We start from the raw sequence: 20,403 nt of genomic DNA, 5'->3' as shown, positions 1-20,403 counted from the left end.
GGGCCGAAGCTGGTAGAGGGCGCCGCGGATCCCATCCCGGAGGCATCTCATGGCCGGCGTTCGGCGCGCTCTCCTCTCTGTTTCGGACAAGGCGCACCTCGTTCCCTTCGCCCAGGGGCTCGTCGCCCTGGGCTTCGAGCTCGTCTCGACGGGCGGTACCGCCCGGCAGCTCAAGGAAGCCGGCCTGCCGGTGAAGGCGGTGTCGGAGGTGACGGGGGCTCCCGAGATCCTCGGCGGCCGCGTCAAGTCGCTCCACCCGAAGATCCACGGCGGCATCCTCGCCCGTCGCGACGTCGAGTCCGACCTCGCCGAGCTCGCGGCGCAGCAGATCACACCGATCGACCTCGTGGTCGTGAACCTCTATCCCTTCCGCGAAGCGGTGGCCCGTGGCGCCTCCTTCGGCGCGTGCGTCGAGGAGATCGACATCGGCGGCCCGGCGATGGTCCGCGCCAGCGCCAAGAACGCGATGCACGTGGGCATCGTCGTCGATCCCGCCGATTACGACCGGGTGCTGGGCGAGCTCCGCGCAGGCGGCGCGCTCTCGCGCTCCACGCGCATGGAGCTGATGCGCAAGGCCTTTGCCCACACCGCTGCCTACGACGCCGCGATCTCCGAATACCTCGGCGGCCTCGCCGAGGAGGGGCAGGAGGCGCCGAAGGCGTCGAGCTTCCTCTCCGTGATCGGGCAGGAGGGCAAGAGCCTCCGCTACGGCGAGAACCCCCACCAGGCCGGCGCGTTCTACCGCACCCATCCCGCGCCGCAGGAGCCTTCGATCGCCTGGGCCGAGGTGCTGGGCGGCAAGGAACTCTCCTTCAACAACCTGCTCGATCTCGAGTCGGCGCTCGCCTGCGTGAAGGAATTCGACGAGCCGACCTGCGTGGTGATCAAGCACAACAACCCCTGCGGCGTCGCCAGCGCCGCCACGCCCGCGGAGGCCTTCCGCCTCGCCCGCGAGATCGATCCCACCTCCGCCTTCGGCGGCATCGTGGCGCTCAACCGCCCCGTGGATCGCGCCGCGGCGGAGGCCCTCAAGGAGCTCTTCCTCGAGTGCGTGATCGCGCCCTCGTACGACGACGAGGCCCGGGCCGCCCTGGCGGATAAGAAGAACCTCCGCCTCCTCGCCAACCCGCTCCTCGGCCAGCCCCGCTCGAGCTGGAAGCGCGCGGGCCGCGAGGTCCGCTCCTTCGTCGGCGGCCTCCTCGTCCAGGACCGCGACCTCGGCGAGGTGACCGAGGCCGAGCTACGCGTGGTGACGAAGCGGCAGCCCACCGCCGAGGAGCTGAAGGGCGCCCTCTACGCCTGGCGGGTCTGCAAGCACGTGAAGAGCAACGCCATCGTCTTCGGCGCCCCCGACCGCATCCTGAGCCTCGGCGCCGGCCAGACCTCCCGCGTCGACTCGGTGCGCATCGCCCGCCTCAAGACCCGCTTCCCCCTCGAGGGGAGCTCGGTGGCCTCCGACGCCTTCTTCCCCTTCCGCGACGGCCTCGACCAGGTCGCCGAGGCAGGCGCCACCTGCGTGATCCAGCCCGGCGGCTCGGTACGCGACAACGAGGTGATCGCCGCCGCCGACGAGCGCGGCATCGCCATGGTCTTCACCGGGATGCGCCACTTCCGGCACTGATCCCGGCGAGGTTTCGGGCCTTCCGAGGGACCCTGCCTGCCCCGTGCCGGCAGGGTCCGTCTCGTTCGGGCGTCGGATCGGGCCCCGCCGGTCCGACAGCCGTTGCGGTTCGTGCGGCGACCTGGCACAGCCGGTGGGTGCGATATCGGCCTGGGGGGCGCCATGCGGATCGACTGTCCGAAATGCGGAGAGGCCTTCCTCCTCGACCGCGAGCGCCTGCCGGCGGAGGGGCTTCGCGTCCCCTGTCCCCGGTGCAGGGGGAATGTGCTGCTGCGGCCGCGGCCCGCCTGGGGCCCGGGCAAGCAGCGGTCCCCGCGCCGCGCCGCCGCCGAAGCACCAGCAGCCGGATCCGGCGCCGGGACTTCCGCGCGCCAGGGCGAACCGCCCCTGGAGCCGGGCCAGGTGACGCCAGGGCCCGGCGGCTCCTTCCGTTTCACGCCGGGGCCGCGGCACGCGCCGGTGGCGCCAGCACCGCCGCCGGCGCCCGAGGAGGCGCCGCCACCCCCGCTGCCCCCGCCGCCCCGGGGCAACCAGAACCTCCTCCTCGCCACCCTCGGCGCCCTCCTGGTGGTGGCGGGGCTCGGCGCCGTTGCCGGCGTCGTGGCCGCCGGGTCACGCCCGTCGCCCGAGGATCACGCCGGGCAGGCCCGGCTCGCTGCCTGGGCGCTGGCGGAGCCCACGCTCGCCGGCAACGCCGCGGCCCGGCTCGCGGAGGGCAGGGCGGGGCTGGCCACCGACACTGCCGCCTCCCTGGACGCCGCCCGGCGCGCCTTCCGCCGCGCAGCGGTGCTCGCCCCGGCGGAGCGCGAGGCTGCCACGGGCTGGCTGGAGGCGGTCGCCCTCCTCGAGGCGCCGCTCGAGGATCCCGCCACCCGGCAGACGGCGCTCGACCTCGGCGCCTGGCTTCTCCGCGGCGGGCAGCCCGATCCCGCCATCGAGCGCGCCTGGGCCCACGTGCTCCTCTCCCTCGGCGGCGACGAGCGCCGCAAGCTGGCGCAGGTGCACGCCGCCCGGGCGGTGGAACTCTCGGGCAGGAGCCCCGGCGCGCTGGTCGCCCTGGCCCGCAGCTGGAGCGAAGCGTCCCCGTCGCGGGCCCTCGCCCTGGCCGAGGAGGCGCTCCGGATCGATCCGACCCGCTCCCGGGCGCTCCTCCTCCGCGGCCTCGCCAGGCTGCAGCTCGGCGATCCCGCCGGTGCCGCCGCCGATCTCCAGTCGCGGCTGCGGAGTGATCCCGCCGACGCGAAGGCCTTCCGGGCCCTGGCCGAGCTGGCCCTCTCCGTCGGATCCGTCGACGCGGTCCGCACCTGGGCCGAAGCGCTCCGCGCCACCCAGCCCGACGAGGCGGCGCTGCAGCTCGCCCGGATCACCTGGCAGATCGACGGGGACGCCACCGCAGCAGCAGCTGCCGGCAGGCTCCTCGATCGCGGCGCCGACCTCGACCCGGCCGTCCGCGCCGGCGCGGCAGCGCTCCTGCTCGCGGTGCGGCGCGCGGACGGCGACCTGGCCGAGGCGCTCGCCAGGACCCGCGACGCCGATCCCGCCAGCGCCGCCTCGCTCGCCTGGCAGCTCGCGCTCCACGCCCTCGACGCAGCGGCCCCGGCGGAGGCCGCCGCCTTCGCCGCGCTGCTGCCGGCGCAGGACCCTGCCGTGCGCCTGCTCCTGGGCCGGATCGCGCTCGCCGCCGGCAACACGGCGGATGCGATCGCCGCCTTCCGCGCCCTCCACGAGGAGAGCCCGTGGCGCCGCCTGCCGCTCCTCTTCCTCGCCGCGGCGGAGGCCCGGGCCGGTGGCGCCGCTGCGGCCTACGGCACCCTGCGGACCCTGGCCGAGCTCGATCCCGAGCGCGTGCGCCCGAGCCCCGGCCCCTTCTTCGAGCCGGTCCCGCTCCTCCTCGCCGGCCTCCACGAGCCGCTCCTCGCAGGTGGCGGCCGCGCTCCCTCCGACGCCCCCGCCCTCGCCGGCGCCGCGCTGCTGCGCCACCACCAGGGCGCCGCCCGCGATGCCGCGCGCCTCGCCGAGGAGTCCCTCCGCCTCGACCCGGACCAGCTCCTCGCGCGCCTGGTGGAATTCGAGGTGGCGCTCGAGCGCGGCGACACCACCCAGGCCCTGCGCCACGCGGAGCGGATCGGCAAGACCGAGCGGCTCTCGCCGGTGGGGCCGCTCCTCGCAGGCAGGGCGCAGGAGCGCCTCGGCAGGGAGCGAGCGGCGCACGCTTCGTATCTGCTGGCGATCGAGCGCCGGATCGCCTATCTCCCCGCGCTGCAGCGGCTGGGTGCGCTCGATGCGCGCTCCGCCGACCGGGAAGCCGCGGAGGCCCGCCTCCGCGAAGTGCTCGCCCGGGACCCGGACAACCGCAGCGCCCGCACGGCGTTGTTCCGGCTTCGGCCCGAGGCGGAAGTGCGGCGGTAGGCGAAGCCGCGTGGGAGTGGACGTGAAGGTTCTCGTCGTGGGTGGTGGCGGCCGCGAGCACGCCCTCTGTTGGAAGATCGCCCAGAGCCCGCGCTGCAGCGAGCTCCTCTGCGCGCCGGGCAACCCGGGCATCGCGAAGGTGGCGCGGCTCGTTCCCGTCGCTGCCGAGGACGTCGACGGGCTGGTCCGGCTCGCGAAGGAGGAGGCGATCGACCTGGTGGTGGTGGGCCCCGAGAAGCCCCTCTCCCTCGGCCTCGCCGACGCGCTGGCCGAAGCGGGCATCCGCTGCTTCGGCCCGTCCCGCGCCGCCGCCGAGATGGAGAGCTCCAAGGCCTTCGCCAAGGGGATCATGGAGCGCGCCGGGATCCCCACCGCGGCCTTCGGCGTCTTCGAGGATCCGGCGGAGGCGAAGGCCTTCGCGGCGAACCACGCCGGCAGGGTGGCGGTGAAGGCGGACGGCCTCGCCGCAGGCAAGGGCGTCGTGGTCACGGAGACCCAGCCCGACGCGGAGGCGGCGATCGACGAGATGCTCGTCGGCAGGGCCTTCGGCTCGGCGGGCGCGCGGGTGGTGATCGAGGAGAAGCTGGAAGGCGAGGAGGCGAGCGTCATCGCCCTCGTCGACGGCGAGCGCTTCGTCGTCCTCGCCCCCGCGCAGGATCACAAGCGGGTGGGGGAGGGCGACACCGGCCCCAACACCGGCGGCATGGGCGCCTACTCACCGACGCCGGCGATGAAGGACGCGGACCTGCAGATCGTCGCCGATCGGGTGCTCGGCCCTGCGGTCCGCCAGCTCCGGGCGGAGGGCCGGCCCTTCCGCGGCGCCCTCTACGCCGGTCTGATGATGACCGCGCAGGGCCCGAAGGTGATCGAGTTCAACGCGCGCCTCGGCGATCCGGAGACCCAGCCGATCCTCGCCCGCCTGGAGAGCGACCTGCTCCCGGCCCTCGACGCCGCTGCCCGCGGCGACCTCCGGGGCGTGGAGCTCTCCTTCAGCCCCAAACCCGCGCTCACCGTGGTGCTCGCCGCTGCGGGCTACCCGGGCTCGGTGCGGACCGGCGATCCGGTCGAGGGCCTCGATGCGGTGGAGGAGGACGCCGACCTGGTGGTCTTCCACGCTGGCACGAAGGCGGACGGCGGCAGGGTCGTCACCAGCGGCGGTCGCGTCCTCGGCGTCACCGCCAGGGGCAAGGACCTCGGGGAGGCGCGGGCGAAGGCCTATGCTGCCTGCGAGAAGATCCACTTCGCCGGGATGCAGCTCCGGCGTGACATCGCCCACCGGGCTTTTGCGAAGGAGACCGAATGAGCCAGCAGCCGCGTGTTCTCATCCTCATGGGTTCCGATTCCGACTGGACCGAAATGGCAGGGGCTCGTGACGCTCTCGCCGAGTTCGGCATCGCCTGCGACGTCCGCGTCTCCTCGGCCCACCGCACCCCGGAGCGGACCCACAAGCTGGTGACCGAGGCCCCGGGCCGCGGCATCGAGGTGATCATCTGCGGCGCCGGCGCAGCGGCGCACCTCGCCGGCGTGGTGGCTGCCACCACGACGCTGCCCGTGATCGGCGTGCCGCTGGCCGGCGGCTCGACCCTCGACGGCCTCGACGCCCTCCTCTCGACCGTGCAGATGCCCGGCGGCGTCCCGGTCGCCACGGTTGCCATCGGCAAGGCCGGCGCGAAGAATGCGGGCTACCTCGCGGTTCGCATGATGGCCCTCAAGGACAAGGAGCTCGCCGCCCGCCTGCAGACCTTCGTCGCCGACATGGCGAAGCAGGTCGAGGAGAAGGACCGGAAGCTCCAGGAGAAGTTGTAAGCTGCGGCGCAGGATCCTCCATCGCTACGTGTTCTTCGAGGTGGTGCCGCCCTTCCTGGCGGCGCTCCTCTTCCTCACGCAGCTCTTCTTCGTCGCCCGTCTGCTGGCGCAGGCCGACGTGATCTTCGGATCCGGCGTGCGCCTGGTCGACGTCGGCAGGATCCTGCTCTTCGTCCTCCCGTCGATGCTCTCGTACGGGATGCCGATCGCCTTCCTCCTCGGCATCCTCATCGGCCTGGGCCGCCTCGGCGACGATCGCGAGATCACCGCCCTGGCGGCGACCGGCCACGGGCCGCAGGCGCTCCTGGCCACGCCGCTCCTCCTCGGCGCCGTGCTCACCGCGGTGATGCTCGCGATCACCACGTACGTCGAGCCGAAGGGGATGCTCAACGCCCGGCTCCTCACCAGCGAGATGATCAAGCGGAACCTCGCCGGCAACGTGAAGCCGGGGGTCTTCTACGAGGATCTCTCCGACCTCACCCTCTTCGCCGGCGAGGTGGACCAGAAGACCGGTGCGCTCCGCAGCGTGCTGGTGGAGGACGCGCGGGATCCGAAGCAGCCGATCCTCGTCCTCGCGCCTGCAGGGCGCCTCGACGCCAGGGGACCCGGCGGCGCGCTCACCCTCGAGCTGGAGGGGGGCGAGCTCCACCGGGCGCAGCCCCGCACCGACGACTACGCGATGGCCTCCTTCGAGCGGGCGCGGGTGGCCGTGGTGGCGGGGGACGAGATCTCCCGCAAGAACAAGATGAAGCGCCCCGGCGAGCACCTCACGCCGCCGGAGCTCCTCGCGGACGCCGACTATTGGACCGCGCGGGGCAAGGACGTCCGCGATCGCTACGTGGAGTACCACCGCCGCTTCGCCCATCCCTTCGTGATGCTGGCGCTCTCCGTGGTGGGCGTCGCCGTCTCGGGCTCGGCGTCCGGCAGGCGCAAGGGGGGCAGGGCCAAGGCCTTCGCCTGGACCCTGGGCTCGGTGGTGGCCTACTTCGTCCTCGGCAAGGTCTTCGCCACGCTGGGCAGCCGCGGCACGCTCCCCGCCGCGATCGCCGCCTGGGCGCCGGTCCTCCTCATCGCCGCGATGGGCGTCCTCCTCCTCGAGTGGAAGCGCCGCCGCGGGGAGGCGGCATGAGGCTCGTGCCCGGCCTCCTCACCCGCTACCTCGCCCTCTCCTACGTGCGCGCGGCGATCGCCACGCTCTTCGGGGTGGTGGCGGTGGTCCTCGTCGTCGACATCGCCGACCGCGCCTACTCCTTCCGCGGGGCGGGGTGGTTCGCCAACGTGGTCCGCCTCTACGCCAACCTCTCGGTCGATCTCGCCTACCAGGTGGCGCCCTCGGCGCTCCTCCTCGCAGCGGGGATCACCGTGAGTGCGATGCGCCAGAACGGCGAGCTCACCGCCTTCCACGCCCTCGGCAACTCGCCCCGCCGGATCATCGCCGCCATCCTCACCGCGTGCGCGCTGGGCTGCGCTGGGCTGGTCGTGCTCAACGAGGTGGTGGTGGTGGAGGCGGCCCGCAAGGCCGACGAGATCAAGGCGACCAAGTTCCGTCGTTCGGGCGATTTCCGCGCCTACCTCGAGCCGCAGCACTGGTTCCGCTCCGGCAACCGGCTCTACAACCTGCGCGGCGTCGACGACGAGGCGTTCACCGACGTGAGCCTCTACGAGCTCGACGGCTCCTTCGGGCTCCAGCGGCGGATCGACGCGGCGCGGATGGTTCCCACCGAGGACGGCAAATGGCTCCTCGAGGAGGCGGTCGTCTCGCGCTTCGGCGCCGGCGAGCGCACCGCCCGGGAGCGCCACGGGGCCCTTCGCGTCGACCTCCCCGAATCGCCGGAGGACCTCCGCGTCCACGGCGGCAAGCCCCGGCAGATGGGGCTCTTCGCCCTCTGGGAGCAGGTGCAGGTCCGCGAGCGGATGGGGCTCTCCAGCCTCGAATACCTCCACGAGCTCCACAACCGGATCGCCTATCCCTTCGCCGCGCTCCCGGGGGCGCTGCTCGCGATCCGCCTCGCCCTGCGTCGCAACCGGAAGGGCCACCTCGCGACCGCGCTCGCGGAGGGGATCCTGATCTCGCTGGTGGTCTTCTCGCTGCTCACCGTCTTCCGGGCACTGGGAATCTCCGGCAGCCTGCCGCCGGTGGTGGCGGCGTGGATGCCGGTGGCGCTCCTCGGGCTGGCGGGCGTCGCCGTGGGCGGGGTGGAGAGCTGGCGGGAGCGCCGGCCGGTCGCCGGCTCGATCGCCCCTGCATCCGGCGTTTGACCCAACTCTCGTCGCTGCCGTACAAGGTTCCGTTCATGTCGGGTGGGGACGGGCGAAGATGAGCGTGCTGGCGGGGGCGATCGAGAAGAGCGGGCGAGAGCGGGCGGTCCTTGCGCTTCGGCTCCTGCTCGACGTTGGTCTCGCGCTCTTCACCTTCAGCCTCGGCTTCCGCATCGCCCCGGTGCAGATCGCGCTGGCGGTGGTGCTCGGCGCCACGCTCGCGCTCCACGCCCTCGGGCACCGGGTCCTCCGGCCCACCGCCTTCGACAAGCCGCTCCTCCTCTACGGGCTCGCCCTCGGGCTCGGCGTGGTGGCGCAGGCTGCCTCCGGCGCCTCCGTCCTCGCCCCCGACGCGCTGGGCGTCTACCGCCTCGCAGCAGGTATCCTCCTCGTCGGCGCCATCGGCGACAGGGAAAGGGCGATCCGCCTGGCCAGGATCTTCGTGGTCGCCGTGGCGCTGCAGGGGCTCTACGGCGTGGTGCAGCACTACACCGGCATCGACTGGGTCCACTGGAAGAAGCCCATCGTCCACCACGCGCCCTTCTCGGACGATCGCTTCCTCGTGGTCGGCACCTATTCGCGCCACTCGACCCACGCCTTCGTCACCACCGCCGGCCTCACCTTCCTCTCCGCCGCGCTCCTCACCAGGGCGCTCGGCAGGCGGAGCTGGATCCTGGCGTTGCTCGCGATCCCCACCGGCCTCGGCAACCTCTTCACCTTCGTGCGCACGGCCTGGGGGGCTCTCGCCGCAGGGCTGGGGACGATGGCGGTGGTGGGGCGCCACTTCAAGCAGGCGCTGCGGATCTTCGCGGTGCTGGCGGTGCTGGGCGGCGTCGTCGTCGCCGCCTCGCCGGCGCTCCGCGAGAAGGCCTCGCGCGCGATCGATCCCGACTACACCAACAACTGGCACCGCGGCTTCATGTGGGCGCGGACGCTGGAGATGATCGTCGATCACCCGGTGACGGGCATCGGCGCCGGCACCTTCACCCCGCGGACCCACGACTACTACGACCCGCTGGTGGAGTATTGGCCGGTCCGCTGCCACACCCACAACAACCTGCTCTTCGTCTGGGCGGAGAGCGGGCCGCTGGGGCTGCTCGCCTTCGTCTGGCTCTTCGGCGCGGTCCTCGCGGCGCTGCGGCGCGGGGCCAAATCCCTCGCCCCGGAGGACGGCGAGGCCCGGGCGGTGATCCTCGGCGCCGCCGGCGTGGTCGGCGTCTTCCTGGCCTGGACGGTGCTGCAGGATCCCCTCTACGACGGGATGATCGCCTATACCGTCACCTTCGCCATGGCGGTGGGCCTGGCCGCAGGCGGCAAGGCCGCGGCGCCGATGCCCTTCGAGTCGGTGGCTGCGGTAGAGCCGCCGGAAGCGGTCCCCGCCGAGGAGCAGGCCCCGCCGGCGCGGACCTCCGCTGCCGTCGCCGCCGCCGCCTTCTCGTGTGCCGCCCTCGGTGGACTCACCGGCCTGGAGGCGGTGACGCCGGCGCAGGCCCACGTCGCCCTCGTGATCCTCGCCGTTCTCGGCCTCGGGCTCCTGCCGATCGTCCCTGCGGCTCCAGCTGCTGCGCTGCGGGGAACGGCGATCTTCGCCGGCGCCGCGGTCCTCGCCTCGCGCCCCTTCACTGCCGTGCTCGATCCCGGTACCGCTGCGTGGTGGGCGAGTCCCTCCGCTGCGGTGACCCTGGCGGCGCTGGTCGCCGGCAGCGCCGGCACCACGTGGTCGATCCGCCGGCCCGGACTGGTCGGCCCCGCGCCGGTGGCAGGCGCGCTCACCGTGGCGTGGGCGGCGGTCTGGATCACGCTGCTCGAGTACGTGCTCTTCCGCTGGTTCAACGTCGAGTACAACCCGGGCCGGCCCTTCTCCTACAACTTCGCCGTGGGCGCCTGCGCGGTGGGCGTGCTCTTCGTCGCCTGGGCAGGTCCGCTCGGCTTCGGCGAGGCGAGGGTGGTCGGCGTGGCGCAGCGGCTGATCCGGCTCCCGGCGGTGGTGGTGGCTGCGGGGCTCCTCGTGATCGCGGCGGCGGGCCTCGGCCGATGAAGTTCGACGTCTGCGGCATCCCGGTGGACCGGTGCACCACCGAAGCGGTGGTCGAGCGAGCGCTCGATCACGTGGCAGGCGGCGAGGGCCCGCTCACCATCCTCTCCTGCAACGTCGACATGGTGGTGAAGGCGCACCGCGACCCGGATTTCGCCAGGGTGCTGGGCAGCGGGGACGTGGTCACCGCCGACGGCATGCCGGTGGTCTGGCTGGGCAGGCTCCTCGGCGCCGACTTCCCGGAGCGGGTGGCAGGCTCGGATCTGGTGCCGCGGATCGCGGCGGCCTGTGCCGCCCGGGGCCACTCGGTCTTCCTCTTCGGGGCCGCCGAAGGCGTCGCCGAGGCTGCAGCGGCGCGGCTCCGGGAGGCGCACCCGGCCCTTCGCGTCGCCGGGGTGCTCTCGCCGCCGTTGGGCTTCGAACGGGATCCGCAGGCCCTCGAGGCGGCGCTCGCCGCCGTGCGGGCCGCGGCGCCCGACGTGCTCTTCGTCGCCCTCTCCGCGCCGCGGCAGGAGCGCTTCGTCCAGGCCCATGCTCGCGCCCTCGGGGCGAAGGTGATCCTGGGGATCGGCGGCAGCCTCGACATGCTCGCGGGCCGCGTGCGCCGGGCGCCTTCGCTGGTGCAGCGCACGGGCACCGAATGGCTCTGGCGGCTGGCGCAGGAGCCGCGGCGCCTCGCGCGCCGCTACCTCGTCGAGGACGCGGCCTTCGCCCGCATCGCCGCGGCGGAGCTGTGGAAACGGCGGGGTCCCGGCGCGTCGGCTGGTTGACAGCCTGTTCGCTTCTGTCACGATGCCGCGCCCTGCGTGAGAGTCCTTTTCGCCAGCGATGCCGCCGGTTTCGGCGGCGCAGAGATCCTCGCCGCCCAGCTCGCCGCAGCGCTGCGCGGGCAGGGCATCGACGCGACGTTCGTTGCCGCGCAGCCCGACCCCCGCCTCCGCGCCCACCTCGGTGCCGTGCCGCTCCACGAGGCGCCGCTCCGCCACAAGGGCAGCTACCGCCTCCGTTCCCTCGGCGCCGCCCTCGACCGGTCGCGGGTCGATGCGGTGGCCCGCGCCCTCGAGCGGCACCGCCCCGACGTGGTGGTGATCAACCAGCCCGATCCGGAGGACGGGCTCGTCCTCGCCGCCGCCGGCGCCCGCTGCGCCAGCACGGTGGGGCTCCTCCATCTGCCACAGCCGCTGGCCACCCTCGGCGTCGAGCGGCTGCGGACGTTGCGGAGGCTGGTGGCGCGGCGGAGCCTCCGCGGGCTCGACCGCGTCGTCGCCGTCTCGGCGGCATCCGCTGCCGAGGCCCGGGCGGCCTGGGGCGTCGAGGCGACTGCGTGCCCGAACGGCATCCCCTTGCCTGCGCCCCTCCGCGAGGGCGAGCGGACGGAGGCGCGGCGCGCCCTCGGCCTCGGTGCGGACGAGCGGGTGATCGGGGCGCTGGGCCGTCTCGATCGCCAGAAGGGCTTCGCCGATCTGCTCGAGGCGGCGGCGCACCTCCCGCCGGAGGTCCGGGTGGTGATCGGCGGCGAGGGGCCGAGCCGCGCCGAGCTGGAGGCGCTCCGTGCTGCACGGCGCCTCGAGGGCAGGGTGCTGCTCCCCGGGTGGATGGAGAGCCGCTCGCTCCTCGCGGCGGCGGACCTCCTGGCGATGCCCTCGCGCTTCGAGGGCCTGCCCCTGGCGCTCCTCGAGGCAGGGGCCCTGGGGCTCGACGTGGTCGCCACGCCGGTGGGCGGCATCGCCGAGGTGCTGGAGGCCTCGGCTCTCGTCCCGGTCGGCGATCCGGCGGCGCTCGCCCGTGCCCTCGCCGCTGCCCTCGAGGGCGACGGGATGCGGGCCCGCCGCCTCGAGGCGCGGGTCCGCAGCGATCATTCCATCGAGGCGATGGCGGCGCGCTTCATCGCGCTGCTTCGCAGGAGCGAGAATTGAAGCGTCGCGTCCTCTTCCTCACCACCGAGCTCCCCTGGCCCGTGGACGGCGGCGGCAAGCTGCGCACCTTCGAGACCCTGGCCTGCCTCTCGCGCTTCGCCGAGGTGGAGGTCCTCTCGGTGGTGGAGGAAGGGCCGATCGAGGCGCAGCGGAGCGCGCTCGCCGCGGCGCTCCCCGGGATCACCGTGCTCCCGCCCGTGCGCCATCCGGTGCGGATCCGCAGGAAGCCCCTGGCCCTGGCACGGACGGCGCTCGCGCAGCTCCTCCACGCCGAGCCCTATCTCGTCGCCAAATTCCGCAACCGCTCCTATCTGGCAGCGGCGGAGGAGCGGGCCCGGCTCTACGCTCCCGACGTGATCTGGTGCGACCACCTGAACGTCTTTCCCGCAGCAGCGCGTGCCAGCGCCGCTTCGCGCGGCGCCAGGGTGATCCTCGACGAGCACAACGTCGAGTCCGATCTCTTCGCCCGCGCCGCCGGGGCCTCGTCCCTGCTCGCGCGGGCCGCCAGGCTCGAGGGGCGCCGCGCTGCAGGCTACGAGGCGCGGGCCCTGCGTGCGGCGACGCGCACCATCGCCATCTCGCCGGAGGACGCGGTGCGCCTCTCCGCGCTGGGGGGCGGGGATCGGGTGATCACCTGCCTCCCCTCGGTGGGCGACCTCGGGCAGCAGCCGCCCACGCCGCCGGCCGCAGGCGAGCGCGTGGTCTTCCTCGGCACGCTCTCCTGGCCGCCGAACGCCGAGGCGGCCCGCTTCCTCGGCGTGGAGATCCTCCCGCGCCTGCGCCATCTCGTGCCCGGCGCCGTGGTGGTGATCGGGGGCAGGGGGCTCGCCCCGGCGCTGGAGCGCGAGCTCCGCGGCGCCGGGGTGGAGCTCGCGGGCTACGTCGCCGACCCCACCCACTTCCTCCGCTCCGGCGCCGTGGCTGCGGTGCCGCTGCGCTCCGGCAGCGGGATCGCGATGAAGCTCCTCGACTCGCTGCGGGCAGGCGTCCCCACCGTCTCCACCACGAGTGGCGCGCGGGGGCTCGCGGTGGCCGACGGCAAGGAGCTCCTCCTCGCCGACGACGCCGACGGCTTCGCCGCAGCGATCGCGCGCCTCCTGCGCGATGAGGCCCTGCGGGCACGCCTCGTCGCCGGCGCCCACGACTACCTCCTGCGCCACCACAGCAGGCAGGCGCTCGCCGCCTCGTATGCCGAGGTGATCGAGGGCGCCCTCGATTGGCCCGCCGCGAAGGGCTCTGCTAGAAGCGCGGTCGGGCCATGAAGATCTCCGTCGTCATCCCCTGCTACAACGCCGCGCCCTGGATCGGCGCCGCCCTGCGCAGCGCCGCGGCGCAGACCCTCGCCCCCCACGAGATCCTCGTGGTCGACGACGGATCGACCGACGGCTCCCTGGAGGCGATCACCGCCAGCGGCGTCGAGGTGCGGCTCCTGCGCACCGCGCGGCGCGGCGGGGCGGGCGCCCGCAACGAGGGGATCCGCGCCGCCACCGGCGATTGGATCGCCTTCCTCGACGCCGACGACGTCTGGTACGCCGACCACCTGGAGCGGGCCCGCGCGCTCCTCCGGGACGAGGTGGCCTACCTCGCCCACTACGATCACCTCGGCCTCGATGGCAGCTTCGCGCAGCAGGAACCCTTCTGGCCGATCGAGCAGCCGACCAACGGCCTCGACGAGCGGGACTTCCTCCGGCTCTTCCTCGGCAACCAATTCTTCCCGTCCGGCGCGCTGGTGGTGCGCCGGGACCACCTCCTCGACATCGGCCTCTTCGACGAGAGCCAGGTGCGCCGCCACGATCTCGAGCTCTGGCTGCGCATCGTCGCGGGCAGGCGCTGGTGCTTCGATCCGGTGGCTGCCTACGGCTACCGCGTGGATACGCCCGGGAGCCTCTCCAAGAACCTCGCGAGCCGAGAGCGCTGGTTCCTCCTCGCGCTCCTCAAGAATCGCGACGCGCTGCGCGGACCGGAGATGGAGCGGCTGATCCGCCTCGGGGCCCGGCGCGCGATGAGCCACGCCCATCTCCACGGCGACGCGAGCGATCGCCGGGAGGCCGCCGCCCTCGCCATGGAGCACCTCGCGCCACGGGACCTCGCCGTCTTCCGCGCAGCGGCGCTCTGCCCGCCGCTCTTCGCCTTCCTCAACCGCACCCGCCAACGCTTCGGTGGGCCGATGGCGCCGCCGTGAGCGACATCAAGCACGCCCGATGGATCGAGGTCGCCGACGGCGACCTCGGGCAGCGTTCGGTCCGCGGCGGCCTCGTCACCCTGCTGGCGCAGGGCGGCAAATTCGTCCTCACCCTGGGCTCCACCGCGGTGCTCGCGCGGCTTCTGGCGCCGGAGGCCTTCGGCCTCGTGGCGATGGTCGCCGCAGTCACCGGCTTCGTGCTGGTGATCAAGGACCTCGGCCTCTCCACCGCGACGGTGCAGCGCACGGCGATCCGCCACGACCAGGTCAGCGCGCTCTTCTGGATCAACGTCTGCGTCTCGCTCCTCCTCGCCCTCGTCACCGCTGCTGCAGCGCCGCTGGTGGCCTGGTTCTACGATGAGCCCCGCCTCGCGTGGATCACCGCTGCCCTCGCCGCCTCCTTCGTCTTCGGCGGCCTCACCCAGCAGCACCAGGCGCTCCTCCGCCGGCAGATGCGCTTCGGCCCGCTGGCGCTGGTGGAGCTCGGCTCCCTCGCCACGGGGATCGCGGTGGCGGTCGCCGGCGCGTGGGCGGGTTGGGGCGTGTGGGCGCTGGTCGCCCGCGAGGTGGCCACCGCGCTGGCCAACGCGATCTTCGTCTTCGTCGCCTGTGGCTGGCGCCCCTCGCTCCCCCGCCGCACCGCGGGGCTCGGCGAGCTGGTGCGCTTCGGCGGCAACCTCACCGGCGCCAACCTGGTCAACTACCTGGCCCGGAACCTCGACAACGTGCTCATCGGCCGCTTCGTCGGCGCGGGCGCCCTGGGCGTCTACTCCCGGGCCTACAACCTGCTGATGCAGCCGCTCGTGCAGATCAACCAGCCGCTCTCGTCGGTGGCGGTGCCTGCGCTGAGCCGCATCGCCGACGATCCGCCCCGGCTCCGCCGCGTCTTCCTCCAGCTCCTCGAGGCGGTGGCGCTGGTCACCATTCCCGCGGTGGGCTTCCTCGTCGCCGCTGCGGACGACGTGGTGCTGCTCGTGCTCGGGCCAGGCTGGGAGGAGGCGGGGCGGATCTTCGCGGTGCTGGGGCTGGTCGGGCTGGTGCAGCCGGTGAGCAACGCCACCTCGTGGCTCCTCGTGGCGCAGGGGCGCGGCGCCGAGCTGCTCAAGGTCGGCGCGGTGAACGGCTCGCTCTCGATCCTCTCCTTCGTGGCGGGGCTGCGATGGGGCGCGTTCGGCGTCGCGGCGAGCTACGCCATCTCCGGCCTGCTGGTGCGCACGCCGATCCTCTTCTGGTACACCGGCCGCGTCGGCCCGGTCCGCGGCGGCGAGCTCGCCGGCGTGCTCTTCGCCCCGGGCCTCGCGGCGCTGGCGGCGATGGCGGCGGTGCACGGCACCCGGGCGGCGCTGCCCCTGGAGCCGCTGCCCGCGGTCCTGGCCTGCGGCGCAGCGGCAGCGCTCGCGGCGCTCGCCACCATGGCGCTGCTGCCCGGCGGCAGGCGTGGCCTCGGGCACCTGCGCACGCTGGCCGGCACGTTGCGCGGGGCCAGCCCCCGCGCCGCAGGAGCGCCCTCGGCATGAACGTCGCGGTCATCAACACCGTCTGCCTCAACACCGGCGACGCTGCCATCGCCGAGGCGCTGCAGGCCAGCGTGCGCGAGGCCCTGGGCCCCTGCGACTTCACCGTCTTCGACAGCAACCCGGAGGCATCGGCCCGCCTCTATCCGGGCTGGCGCTTCCGGCAATCGCTGACGCCCCTGCTGCAGCCGCGCCTCCCGATCCGCCTGCCGAAGGGCGAGGCGATCGCGCGCCGGCTGCCGCCGTTGCGCCTGCGGGCAGCGGCTGCGCTGGAGGCGGCGGGGCGCGGCGCGCTGGCTGCGCCGGTGCTGCGCGCTGCCGAACAAGAGGCGCTGCGCACCTGGGCCGCGTCGGATCTCGTCGTCGCCCACGGGGGCACCTATCTCGTCGAGCATTACGAGCTGCACGCGCGCATCCTCGAATTCGAGCTGATCCTCGCCCTCGGCAAGCCCCTCGTCCTCTTCACCCAATCGCTGGGGCCCTTCCGCAAGCGGCTCTACCGGCGGCGGCTGCGGCGGATCTTCGAACGGGCGGCGCTGGTGCTGCTCCGCGACGAACGCTCGCTCGGGCACCTGCGTGATCTCGGCGTCCGCTCCGATCGGCTGCACGTGGTTCCCGACGCGGTCTTCGCCCTCGCCGACGACGAGCGCCTCCGTGCGGCGGAGGCGGCGCAGCTGCCAGCGGGCGAGCGGCTCCGGGTGGCGATCTCCGTCCGCGACTGGCCCTACATCGGTGAGGCGATGGAACGCTACGAAGCGGGCATCGGCGCCCTCGCCACGCACGTGGTGGACCGCCTCGGCGGCGAGGTGATCTTCGTCTCCACCTGCCAGGGCGTCGCCGACTACTGGACCGACGACTCGCGCACCGCCGTGCGCATCGCCGAGCGTCTGCCCGCCCACGTGCGCGCTTCGGTGGAGGTGGACCGGGGCTTCCACGATCGCCGGGCCCTCGGCGCGCTCTTCGCCTCCTGCGATCTGGTGGTGGCCACCCGCATGCACGCCGCCATCCTCGCCCTCTGCGCCGGGGTGCCGGTGCTGCCCATCGCCTACGAATTCAAGACCGAGGAGGTCTTCCGCTCGTTGGGCATGGGCGCCTTCGTGACCCGCATCGACGAGGTGCAGGGCGGGGTGCTGGTCGAGCGCTTCGACGCGCTGCGCGAGGCGCTGCCCCGGCTGCGCGGCCCGTTCTTCCGCGAGGTGCTCGCCACCGCGGCGCGTGCCCGCGGCACCGCTGCCCGGATCCGCGCCGCGGTCGAGGGGGCGCCGCGATGAAGATCGCCTACTTCGTCGGCGCCTTCCCGAGCGTCTCCGAGACCTTCGTCCTCGATCAGATCACCGGCCTCCTGGCCCGGGGCCACGAGGTGGAGGTCTACGGCGACGCGCCGTCGCCGGGGGCGGTGGATCACCCCGAGGTCGAGGCCTGGGACCTTCTCTCGCGCACCCGGCACCGGCCGGCGGTGCCGCGATCGCTTCCCGCGCGGCTCGCCGGCGCCCTGCCGCTGCTCCTGCGCGGCGGCGCGGTGGCCCGCGCCACCCTGCAGCGCCGCTTCGGCCGCGAGGGCGCCAGCCTGCGCCTGCTCTACGCCAGCGCCCCCTGCACCGGCGCGCGCTACGACGCGATCCACGCCCACTTCGGCCCCAACGGCCTCCTCGCCGCCAGGCTCCGCCTCGCCGGCGCGATCCGGGGGCCGCTGGTCACCACCTTCCACGGCTACGACCTCACCTCGTGGCAGGGCGCCTACGCCGATCTGATCGAGGAGGGGGACCTCTTCCTGCCGATAAGCGACCGCTGGCGCGAGCGCCTCGTCGCCCTCGGTTTCGACCCGCGGAGGATCGCGGTCCACCGGATGGGCGTGGACACGGCGGCGCTTCCCTTCCTCCCGCGCAGGGCCCCGGCAACGGGGCCTGTGCGCCTGGTGAGCGTGGCCCGGCTGGTGGAGAAGAAGGGGATCGCCTACGCCATCGACGCAGTAGCACAGCTCCGCGCGGCAGGGCACGGGGTCGACTACACCGTGGTCGGCGACGGCCCGCTCCGGGCGGAGCTCGAGGCGCGCATCGCCCACCACGGCGGGGGCGACGCGGTGCGGATCACCGGCTGGCGCGACCGAGGCGAGGTGGCGGCGATCCTCCGCGACGCCCACGTGCTCGTGGCGCCGAGCGTCACCTCCGCCGACGGCGATCAGGAGGGGATCCCGGTGGCGCTGATGGAGGCGATGGCCTGCGGTCTGCCCATCGCTGCCACCCGGCACAGCGGGATCCCCGAGCTGGTGGAGGAGGGGGTCTCGGGGCTGCTGGTCCCCGAGCGCGACGCGACGGCCCTGGCCGAGGCGCTGCGCCGGCTGATCGCGCAGCCCGATCGCTGGGAGGCCATGGGCCGCGCGGGCCGCGCCAGGGTCGACGCCGAATTCGACATCCACCGCCTCAACGATCGGCTGGTGGAGCTGCTCTCGAGAGCAGGGGGAGCGTAGATGGTCGCCGTTCCGAACGAGCTCGCCGGACAGCAGGCCCGCGACGTGGATGCGTTCCTCAATCCGCGGGCCACGCCGTCGACGCTCGACAACTTCCTGGTGCGCCGCGCGCTCCTCGGCGCCATCGATCGGCACCTGCCCCTCCTCCACGGGACGCTCCTCGACGTGGGCTGCGGGCAGATGCCCTACCGCAAGCGGATCCTCGCCGCCGGCAGGGTGGAGCGCTACGTCGGCCTCGATCTCCCGGCCAGCGGTTACGGCGAGCCCGACCTCACCTGGGATGGCGAGACCATCCCCCTCGGCGACGCGTCGGTGGACGCGGTGCTGGCCACCGAGCTCCTCGAGCATTGCCCCAGGCCGCACGCCGTCCTCGCCGAGATCCACCGGGTGCTCCGCCCGGGGGGAGCGCTCCTCTTCACCGTGCCCTTCCTCTGGCCGCTCCACTGCGTGCCCCACGACGAGCACCGCTTCACGCCCTTCGCCCTGCGGCGTCTCCTGGGCGAAGCGGGCTTCGGCGGGGAGCGGATCGAAGCCCTCGGCGGCTGGGACGCTGCGCTGGCGCAGCTCCTCGGTCTCTGGGTCCGCCGCCGCCCCATGCCCCGGCCGCTGCGGGGGCTGCTCTCCATCGCCGCCTGGCCCGTGGTTGCTGGGCTGGGCGCCCTCGATCGGCCACCGGCGGCGTTCCGGGAGAGCACCATGCTCCTCGGCCTCTGCGGAACCGCCCGGAAGCAGCCACCGGGGGATGTGGTAGAAGGCGGTGGGGACGACGCTCGAGGGGGCAGAGCGTGAACAGAGCTGCACGTGCGGTGGGCGCCACCGCAGCGATCACCGACCTTTTCCTGCTGCTCGCCGCCTATTTCGGCGCCTACGAGCTGCGCTACCAAATGGGCTGGTTCCCGGGGGTCTACAACTGGGACCGCTACCTTGTCCTGCCGCTGGTGGCGATCCCCACCTGGCTCCTCGTCGGCCAGCTCGCCGGGCTCTACACCGGCAGGCCCCGCAGCCTGCGGCGGGAGCTCGCCTCGATCACCTGGGCGGCGCTCGCAGGGGGCCTGGTCCTCGCCGCGCTCGCCTTCCTCCTCAAGCAGCAGCACCAGAGTCGGCCCCTGGTGGTGCTCTACATGGCGCTGGCCTGGGGGCAGGCCTGCGGCGTGCGCATGCTGGTGCGCCTCCTCGCCATGGGCAGGCCCGACGAGACCTGCCACGTGATCGTGGTGGGCAGCGGCGACGCGGCGGAGGAGATCTGCGCCAAGCTCCGGGCCCGCAGGAACGTGGCCGTGGTCGGCGTGATCACCGAAGCGCCCGGCGGCGCCGTCCCCAGCGGCGTGCGGCGGCTCGGCACCGTGGAGGAGAGCGAGACGATCCTCCGCCACGAGGTGGTGGACGAGGTGATCTTCGCAGTGCCGCGCAGCCACCTCGCGGAAGTCGAGCACGCCTTCGCGGTAGCGGAGGATCTCGGCCTCGACGCCAAGCTCTGCCTCACCTTCCTGCCCCACCGGATGGCCAAGCTCGACTTCGACGAGCTCGACGGCACGCCGCTCCTCTCCTTCTGGACGGCGCCCGCCCATCCGGTGCAGCTCGCGTTGAAGCGCGCCTTCGATCTACTGGTGAGCGGCGCCGCGCTCCTCCTCTGCGCGCCGCTCTTTCTCGGCATCGCGCTGGCGATCAAGCTCGACTCGCAGGGGCCGGTCTTCTTCGGCCAGGTGCGCAGCGGCTTGAACGGCAGGGCGTTCAAGCTCTGGAAGTTCCGCTCCATGGTGGTGAACGCGGAACAGCGCCTCTCGGATCTGCAGGCGCAGAACGAGATGGACGGGCCGGTCTTCAAGCTGCGGCGCGATCCTCGTGTCACCGCCGTCGGCGCCTTTCTCCGCCGCACTTCCCTCGACGAGCTGCCGCAGTTCTGGAACGTGCTCGTCGGCGAGATGAGCGTGGTGGGGCCGAGGCCGCCGCTGCCCCACGAGGTGAAGCACTACCAGCGCTGGCAGCGCCGCCGCCTCTCGGTGAAGCCGGGCATCACCTGCATCTGGCAGGTGAGCGGTCGCAACGAGATCGACTTCGAAACCTGGATGAAGCTCGACCTCGCCTACATCGACCAGTGGTCCCTCTGGCTCGACCTCAAGATCTTCTTCCGGACGATCCCCGCCGTCCTCCTCGGCCGCGGCGCGCGCTGACCCACGCTGCGGGGATTGCCTCG

The 20,403-nt window shown here is 73.6% G+C and carries 16 protein-coding genes and 1 pseudogene; all 17 read left to right on the top strand.

The window, feature by feature from the left end; genetic code table 11:
• Positions 1 to 49 precede the first annotated feature (49 nt).
• Positions 50 to 1,621, top strand: coding sequence for a bifunctional phosphoribosylaminoimidazolecarboxamide formyltransferase/IMP cyclohydrolase (purH, locus tag ACESMR_RS16595; protein WP_373048221.1), 1,572 nt, complete (start codon positions 50 to 52; stop codon positions 1,619 to 1,621).
• Between the two features lie 162 nt (positions 1,622 to 1,783).
• Positions 1,784 to 1,867, top strand: a pseudogene (locus tag ACESMR_RS16590) (zinc-ribbon domain-containing protein); the annotation flags it as partial.
• Between the two features lie 156 nt (positions 1,868 to 2,023).
• Complete coding sequence (locus ACESMR_RS16585; RefSeq protein WP_373048308.1) at positions 2,024 to 4,030, top strand: hypothetical protein; 2,007 nt, start codon at positions 2,024 to 2,026, stop codon at positions 4,028 to 4,030.
• A gap of 22 nt (positions 4,031 to 4,052) precedes the next feature.
• Positions 4,053 to 5,333, top strand: coding sequence for a phosphoribosylamine--glycine ligase (purD, locus tag ACESMR_RS16580; RefSeq protein ID WP_373048220.1), 1,281 nt, complete (start codon positions 4,053 to 4,055; stop codon positions 5,331 to 5,333).
• The gene (purE, locus tag ACESMR_RS16575) at positions 5,330 to 5,836 is read left to right on the top strand and encodes a 5-(carboxyamino)imidazole ribonucleotide mutase (protein ID WP_373048219.1); all 507 of its coding nucleotides are present in this window, start codon (positions 5,330 to 5,332) and stop codon (positions 5,834 to 5,836) included. The genes purD and purE overlap by 4 nt, the downstream gene beginning before the upstream one ends.
• A 28-nt stretch (positions 5,837 to 5,864) precedes the next feature.
• A complete protein-coding gene (locus ACESMR_RS16570; RefSeq protein ID WP_373048218.1) occupies positions 5,865 to 6,965 on the top strand; it encodes an LptF/LptG family permease in 1,101 nt (366 codons plus the stop codon).
• Complete coding sequence (locus ACESMR_RS16565) at positions 6,962 to 8,095, top strand: LptF/LptG family permease (RefSeq protein WP_373048217.1); 1,134 nt, start codon at positions 6,962 to 6,964, stop codon at positions 8,093 to 8,095. Before ACESMR_RS16570 ends, ACESMR_RS16565 begins: the two co-directional genes overlap by 4 nt.
• Before the next feature lie 58 nt (positions 8,096 to 8,153).
• Positions 8,154 to 10,133, top strand: coding sequence for an O-antigen ligase family protein (locus ACESMR_RS16560; RefSeq protein WP_373048216.1), 1,980 nt, complete (start codon positions 8,154 to 8,156; stop codon positions 10,131 to 10,133).
• The gene (locus tag ACESMR_RS16555) at positions 10,130 to 10,900 is read left to right on the top strand and encodes a WecB/TagA/CpsF family glycosyltransferase (protein ID WP_373048215.1); all 771 of its coding nucleotides are present in this window, start codon (positions 10,130 to 10,132) and stop codon (positions 10,898 to 10,900) included. Before ACESMR_RS16560 ends, ACESMR_RS16555 begins: the two co-directional genes overlap by 4 nt.
• A gap of 36 nt (positions 10,901 to 10,936) precedes the next feature.
• Complete coding sequence (locus tag ACESMR_RS16550; RefSeq protein WP_373048214.1) at positions 10,937 to 12,046, top strand: glycosyltransferase; 1,110 nt, start codon at positions 10,937 to 10,939, stop codon at positions 12,044 to 12,046.
• Positions 12,043 to 13,308, top strand: coding sequence for a glycosyltransferase (locus ACESMR_RS16545; RefSeq protein ID WP_373048213.1), 1,266 nt, complete (start codon positions 12,043 to 12,045; stop codon positions 13,306 to 13,308). The genes ACESMR_RS16550 and ACESMR_RS16545 overlap by 4 nt, the downstream gene beginning before the upstream one ends.
• A complete protein-coding gene (locus ACESMR_RS16540) occupies positions 13,305 to 14,228 on the top strand; it encodes a glycosyltransferase family 2 protein (RefSeq protein WP_373048212.1) in 924 nt (307 codons plus the stop codon). Before ACESMR_RS16545 ends, ACESMR_RS16540 begins: the two co-directional genes overlap by 4 nt.
• The gene (locus tag ACESMR_RS16535) at positions 14,225 to 15,745 is read left to right on the top strand and encodes a lipopolysaccharide biosynthesis protein (RefSeq protein WP_373048211.1); all 1,521 of its coding nucleotides are present in this window, start codon (positions 14,225 to 14,227) and stop codon (positions 15,743 to 15,745) included. The genes ACESMR_RS16540 and ACESMR_RS16535 overlap by 4 nt, the downstream gene beginning before the upstream one ends.
• On the top strand, positions 15,742 to 17,013 hold the full coding sequence (locus ACESMR_RS16530; RefSeq protein WP_373048210.1) for a polysaccharide pyruvyl transferase family protein: 1,272 nt from the start codon (positions 15,742 to 15,744) through the stop codon (positions 17,011 to 17,013). Before ACESMR_RS16535 ends, ACESMR_RS16530 begins: the two co-directional genes overlap by 4 nt.
• On the top strand, positions 17,010 to 18,209 hold the full coding sequence (locus ACESMR_RS16525; protein ID WP_373048209.1) for a glycosyltransferase: 1,200 nt from the start codon (positions 17,010 to 17,012) through the stop codon (positions 18,207 to 18,209). Before ACESMR_RS16530 ends, ACESMR_RS16525 begins: the two co-directional genes overlap by 4 nt.
• Positions 18,210 to 18,998 carry a class I SAM-dependent methyltransferase gene (locus ACESMR_RS16520; protein ID WP_373048208.1) on the top strand — a complete coding sequence of 263 codons (789 nt, stop codon included), beginning with the start codon at positions 18,210 to 18,212 and terminating at the stop codon, positions 18,996 to 18,998.
• Complete coding sequence (locus tag ACESMR_RS16515) at positions 18,995 to 20,380, top strand: sugar transferase (RefSeq protein WP_373048207.1); 1,386 nt, start codon at positions 18,995 to 18,997, stop codon at positions 20,378 to 20,380. The genes ACESMR_RS16520 and ACESMR_RS16515 overlap by 4 nt, the downstream gene beginning before the upstream one ends.
• Positions 20,381 to 20,403 lie beyond the last annotated feature (23 nt).

The organism is Vulgatibacter sp., assembly GCF_041687135.1.
Classification (GTDB): Bacteria; Myxococcota; Myxococcia; order Myxococcales; family Vulgatibacteraceae; genus JAWLCN01.
The sequence above is the reverse complement of the archived record's forward strand: the minus strand, read 5'-3'. Positions and strand labels throughout refer to the sequence as shown.

Coding starts and splice junctions, on each gene's coding strand:
- purH (WP_373048221.1), top strand. CDS start 50: ATGGCCGGCGTTCGGCGCGCTCTCCTCTCTGTTTCGGACAAGGCGCAC.
- purE (WP_373048219.1), top strand. CDS start 5,330: ATGAGCCAGCAGCCGCGTGTTCTCATCCTCATGGGTTCCGATTCCGAC.
- ACESMR_RS16565 (WP_373048217.1), top strand. CDS start 6,962: ATGAGGCTCGTGCCCGGCCTCCTCACCCGCTACCTCGCCCTCTCCTAC.
- ACESMR_RS16560 (WP_373048216.1), top strand. CDS start 8,154: ATGAGCGTGCTGGCGGGGGCGATCGAGAAGAGCGGGCGAGAGCGGGCG.
- ACESMR_RS16555 (WP_373048215.1), top strand. CDS start 10,130: ATGAAGTTCGACGTCTGCGGCATCCCGGTGGACCGGTGCACCACCGAA.
- ACESMR_RS16540 (WP_373048212.1), top strand. CDS start 13,305: ATGAAGATCTCCGTCGTCATCCCCTGCTACAACGCCGCGCCCTGGATC.
- ACESMR_RS16530 (WP_373048210.1), top strand. CDS start 15,742: ATGAACGTCGCGGTCATCAACACCGTCTGCCTCAACACCGGCGACGCT.
- ACESMR_RS16525 (WP_373048209.1), top strand. CDS start 17,010: ATGAAGATCGCCTACTTCGTCGGCGCCTTCCCGAGCGTCTCCGAGACC.
- ACESMR_RS16520 (WP_373048208.1), top strand. CDS start 18,210: ATGGTCGCCGTTCCGAACGAGCTCGCCGGACAGCAGGCCCGCGACGTG.